This is a genomic window from Streptomyces sp. NPDC057638, from assembly GCF_042800315.1.
Lineage (GTDB): Bacteria > Actinomycetota > Actinomycetes > Streptomycetales > Streptomycetaceae > Streptomyces.
Window position 1 is genome coordinate 1 of record NZ_JBHVHF010000415.1, and the last position, 5,593, is coordinate 5,593.

At 69.3% G+C, this 5,593-nt stretch carries 4 protein-coding genes; 2 read left to right on the plus strand and 2 right to left on the minus strand.

All coding sequences use genetic code 11. The features are described from left to right. Positions 1-212: 212 nt before the first annotated feature. Positions 213-1,571 (minus strand): sensor histidine kinase, encoded by a 1,359-nt coding sequence (locus tag ACFVIM_RS32210; RefSeq protein ID WP_384309024.1) that lies wholly within the window; start codon positions 1,569-1,571, stop codon positions 213-215. Between the two features lie 253 nt (positions 1,572-1,824). Next, positions 1,825-2,286, minus strand: a complete 462-nt coding sequence (locus ACFVIM_RS32215; protein ID WP_384309027.1) for a MarR family winged helix-turn-helix transcriptional regulator — start codon at positions 2,284-2,286, stop codon at positions 1,825-1,827. A 204-nt stretch (positions 2,287-2,490) separates the two neighbouring features. On the opposite strand from ACFVIM_RS32215, the gene ACFVIM_RS32220 reads away from it, so the two are divergent. Continuing rightward, on the plus strand, positions 2,491-3,642 hold the full coding sequence (locus ACFVIM_RS32220; protein ID WP_384309030.1) for a cytochrome P450: 1,152 nt from the start codon (positions 2,491-2,493) through the stop codon (positions 3,640-3,642). A gap of 642 nt (positions 3,643-4,284) precedes the next feature. Continuing rightward, the gene (locus tag ACFVIM_RS32225) at positions 4,285-5,553 is read left to right on the plus strand and encodes an FG-GAP-like repeat-containing protein (protein WP_384309032.1); all 1,269 of its coding nucleotides are present in this window, start codon (positions 4,285-4,287) and stop codon (positions 5,551-5,553) included. Positions 5,554-5,593: the final 40 nt, after the last annotated feature.

Below are 5,593 nucleotides of genomic sequence, written 5' to 3' on the forward strand. Positions count from 1 at the left end.
GGCCAGCTCCGGCCCGCACCCCTGAGGTCGTACCGCGGGGACTTGCACCCCCGTATCTCCACGGCCCGAAGAGGCGCGTACGAGAGCGCACGAGGACGCGGGAGACCACGGGGACACCGACGGCATCGATCCGTCCCGCGGCACCTCCGCTCCGGCGGTCCACGCCGCGGTGTCCGGTGCGGTTTCGACCGGTCGAGCCGTCGGTGCCAGCGCTACCCGACCATGGCGGGCGGGTTTCCCGGCGGCTGTCCCGGCTCCCGTGCCAGAGGCAGCGGCAGACTCACCGCCACACGGAATCCGCCCTCGTCCCGCCGGCCCGCCTCCAGGGAGCCGCCGTGCACGGCGACGCGCTCGCGCATCCCGAGCAGCCCGTATCCCCCGTCCGTCGGTCTCCGCGCGCCACGGTGGTCCTGACGCTTGCCGTGGCCCACGCCGTCGTCGGTGATCTCCAGCGTGACATGGTCCGGCAGATAGGCGAGCCGTACCACGGCCCGGGCCGCTCCGGCGTGTTTACGCGTGTTCGTGAGGGCCTCCTGGGCGATCCGGTAGAGCGTGAGGCTGACGCCCATCGGCAGCGGGTTCGGCGCGCCAGTGACCACGAGTTCGGCGGACGGGCCGCTCACGCGGGATTCGGCGACGAGTCGGCCGATGTCCTCGACGCCGGGCTGGGGGCCGGGTACAACGTCCGCGCCGGGCTCGGCGCTCCGCAGCACGCTGAGGAGTTGCCGCATCTCGGTCAGGGCGCTGCGGGCGGAGGACTCCAGCGTCATCAGGGCCTCGCGTGAGGCGTCCTGACCGGGGCCCAGCGCCGTTCGGGCCCCTCCGGACATCAGGCACATGATGGTGATGTGGTGGGCGACGACATCGTGGAGTTCCCGCGCGATGCGACGGCGCTCCTTGGCCACCGCCCGCTCGGCGAGAAGCCTGCGGTTGAGGTCGACCTGTCCGCGCCACCGCCGTACCCAGATGGCGACGGCGATGCCGAAACAGATCGCCAGGATCTCGGAGAGCCTCTCCGGCGCGCTGAGACCGTTCACGGCGTTGCGTATGTCCTGGACGACCGCGGCGACCACGCCGGCCGCCAGCACGGTGCGCCGATCGCCCGTTCTGGCGACCGCGTACAGCGCGATCAGGAACGGAAGGCTGGAGCCGTGCAACACGTCAGCGCTGAGACCGGCGATGAGCTGCACGACGAGGACGGTTCCCAGCACCGGCACCGGATGGTGGCGGCGGGCGATCAGGAACGGGACGCTCAGGGTGAGGAGGAGCGCGCCGAGGACCGTCGGCGGCTTCCCGGCCTGCCATCCGGTCATGGCGTAGTCGACGAGTTCGAAGGCCAGGGCGCAGGCCAGCAGCACATCGTTGCGGAGCCAGGGCAGCGCCGGTGACATCACCCCGCGCTCGTTCGCGAGCCGTCGCCACCACAGGAGGGCCGAGCGCCAGGTGAGGGGCGCTCGCCAGCACAGGAGGGCCGAGCACCGGGTGAGGGGCGCTCGCCAGCTGACCGGCTGGTCCTCGCGGATCCGGGCGGGTGGCCCGGACGCGGCCGTGGTGAGCGGGTCGGAGCCCATGCGGGCACCTCTTTCAGGAGCGGGGAGACGTCCCGCCCATCCGATCACGCGTATGCACCCCCCGTGTCCACCCTGGGAACGAGGGAGACCCAGGACCCAGGTCCTGATCAGGGCCGCGCCCCGGACTCCGAGACCGGCTCCGTTCCCTTGTGGTGGGGTGCCCATACGGTGCAGGGCGCAGCCGTGAGCCGGCCTCATGAGGAGACGGTTCAGGCGCGCCGTCAGGCGAGCAGGGACGTCATGGCCCGGTGCGCTATGCGTCCATGGTGGAACGCAGATCCGTCAGGACGGTCGTGAGCTGCTTGAGCAGCGCGGGCGGGTACTGCGACAAGGCCGCGTCCTGGCGGGCGTTGAGAGGGCTGAAGAACGCTTCAGCGCGCTCCTTGGCCTGGGCGGTGCCGCGCAGGGTGACGATCCGCCGGTCGGTGTGCTCGCGGGAGCGGGTGATGAATCCGGCCCGTTCCAGGCGATTGAGCAGCGCGGTCATGGCGCCCGAGGACAGGGGGATGCGGTTGCTGAGCAGAGCCGGGGACAGCGGGACACCGCTGGCTTCGGCGGAGGTGATCTCCAGCAGGGCGAAGGCATCGGTGGAGTGCACACCGATCTGAGCGGCGAAGCGCCGACCCAGTTCGGTGAAGCTCGCACCGTAGGCCCTGAGGGCCTGCGCCAGCTCCTCTCGCTGCACCGCGATGCCGTCGGATACCGATTCGTCCACTGGGCCTTCCTTCCGTCGCTGTCGGCGGCCCATCGCGCCGTAATGCGTTGACAGCCTGCCACCGGGAAGCATAGCTTCCTCACGAAGTTGCTTCACCGTGAAGCATGTTGCCCATGGAGTTACTTTAGTGTGGAGGTATTCAGGTCCGCGGCGCGCACGGACTGTCATCGCTCACCCTCTTCCTCCCGTTCATGGAGCCCCTGGATGCTGAACGCTCCCTACCTCGAAGGCATCGACCCGTTCGCCGCCACCCTCAGCGGCATCACCGACACCGACCCGATCCGTGCCGCCCTGCGCGCCGCAGGCCCCATCGTGCAAGTGGACGCCCCGGCCGGAGGACGGGCATGGATCGTGACCGACCATGCCCTGGCGCGCGAGGTGCTCCTCGACCCCCGCATCACCAAGGACCCCCTGTTCGCCCCGCCCGGCTGGGACCGCCACACGGCCGGACTTGAGCCGACCGCCGCCGAGCAGCCATCCCTCACCACTCTCGACGGCCCCGAACACGCCGAACTGCGGCATGCCCACACCCCGCTCCTCACCATCCAGCGGACGGGCCGGCGGTTCGATCGCATCCACGCGATAGCCCGGACCCTCCTCACCGACCTGGCCACCGATCGCACGGAGGTCGACCTCATGGCCGACTTCACCACCCGCTATCCCCTCACGGTCCTCCTGGACCTCCTGGGCATCCCCCTCGCGTACGTCGGCCAAGCCGCCGACGCCTGTCGGCAGATGCACAGCGACCAACCCGGCGCGCAGGGCGGCGCGATCACCGAACTCGCGAGGATCGCCGCCCTCGGACTCGGCGACAACAGCCAGGGCCTCGCCGCCGAGCTACGCGCGCGAGTTCCCGCACACACCACCCGAGAGCAGCTGCAATACCACCTGTTCGCGCTGATCTTCGCCGGACAGCTCACCACCGACGCCGCCCTCGGCACCCTGATCGCCCACACCCTCGCGGACCACCCGCACCAGCGAGACACCGACGAACTGGTCCGCGAGACCCTCAGACAGCACCCACCCGCCCCCTTCACGCTCTGGCGGTTCACCACCGCCGACATCGAACTCGCCGGAACGCGGCTGCCCTCCCGAGCGCCCGTGCTCGTCGACATCCAGGGAATCAACACCGATCCCGCCCGTCCACCCGGCCCGGACCTGACCTTCGGCGCCGGCCCGCACTTCTGCATCGGCGCCCAGCTCGCGCAACTCGAACTGCGCGCGGTGGCCACGGTGCTGCGCACCGACTTTCCCCAGGCCCGTCTCACCATCCCCTTCGCCGAACTCCAGCAGGCCGCCACGGGCGGCCTGCAGGGCAGCCGGCTCACCACACTCCCCGTCACCCTGCACGGCTGACACCGACGGCTCGCGCACCCGGCGACGGCACCGAGCCCCGCGGTCCGATGCCGCGGGCGAGGAACAGCCGCCTGATCCCCCGCTGTTCTGGAGATCAGGCGCGCGCGGGCACCCCTCGGGGTCACCGCCTCCCACCAGCACCACCCTGGCCAGGGCCCGCCGGATTCGTCCGGCGTGGCGCTCATGTGATGGGACGCTCGGTCCACGCCCGCAAGGCCCCGCCCCTCACGCTCGCTTGATCTTCTCGGCCGGTGCACCACCCCGCTGCTCCGAGCGGGGACTCGATCGCGCCCGCCGTCGCGGCAACGGCGACTGACCCGGCGTACGGGTCGGCCAGACCTCTGCGACCTGTCTCCCGGGCGCGGTTCACCGCGCCGGCCCAGTACGCCGTCCATGCGGCGGACGACCCGAACCGCGTACCCCTGCTCTCCGACGGCCCGGAGCGTGTGCGGGCCCACCGCGCGACCTGAACGTTTCTCACGTCAGGAGGCCACCAGCGTCGACGTCTACGCGAGAAACGACGGTGACCGATTGGTCATCCTCTCTCCTCCCCTTCGACAACTCAGGAGTTCCCTCATGGTTTCGGTGTCATCCCGTCTCACCCGCACAGCCCTCGCCGTCGCCTTGGCCATCTCAGGCACCATGGCGGCCACCACCCTCACCGCCGTGCCCGCGCACGCCGCCCCCGGATCGCTCTCGGCCACCGCGTTCACCGGTGCCGCCGCGGCCTCGGTGGTCAACGGCGAGATCTCCCGTTCCGAGGTCATCGCCCGCGCCCGGTTCTGGCTCGGCAAGGGCATCCCGTACAACCAGCAGGGCTCCTACCCCGACCAGGACGGCCGCAACTACCGCACGGACTGCTCGGGTTACGTCTCGATGGCCTGGCACCTCGGCACCAGCGCGACCACTCAGACGCTGCCCGGCTACTCCCATGAGATAGCGCGCAGGGACCTCAAACCCGGTGACATCCTCAACAGCTTCTACGACCACGTCATCCTGTTCGACAAGTGGGAGGACGCGGCCCGTACGACGTTCTCCTACTACTCGTTCGGCTCCACCCCGGTCAAGCACGTCACCGGGGTCTCCATCAACGCCTCCCACTTCGACGGCCGCCCCAACGGCGACTACAAGGCGCTGCGCTACAACAAGATCATCGACGATGGCGCGGGCCGTGATTTCACGGGTGATGGGCGTGATGATCTGCTGGGGATTTCGGATACGGGTGAGTTGAGGTTGTTTGCGACGGGGGCGGATCTGTCGTTGCGGACGCATGTGGTGGGTCCGGGGTGGGCGACGAAGGATTTGGCGGCTGCGGGTGATGTGAATGGTGACGGGCGGGGTGATGTTGTTGCCGCGGACCGGGTGACGGGGGATCTGCATCTGTGGACGGGTCGTGCGGGGACTGGTTCCTTCAATGCTGGTGTGCAGATCGGTAATGGGTGGACGAATATTGAGCAGCTCGCGGCGGGTGATGTGACGGGTGATGGCAGGGCTGATCTGGTGGCGATTACGAGGGATACGGCGAATCTGGTTCTGTATCCGTCGACGGGGGCGGGTTTTGGGGATGCCAGGACACTGGGGACGTCGGGGTGGGGGAGTGTGAAGAATCTCGCGGCTGGTGATTTCACGGGGGACGGGAAGGCGGATGTCGTCGCGACGAATGAGACGAGTGGTCAGCTGTCGCTGTATCCGAGCAATGGCAGTGGTCTGAATGGTGCGGCGGTGATCGGGTCGAGTTTCCAGCTGAAGGACAAGCTGACGATGGCGGATCTGAACAGGGACGGGACCAGTGACATCGTGGCGACCGACCGGACCACGGGCGACCTGACGATCTACGCCAGCAACGGCAGTGCCATCAGCGACACCCGCAAGATCGGTGACGGCTGGTCCACCATGACCAACCTCCTCTGAGACCTTTCACAACCCCGCGCGAACGAACAAGGACCCGCTC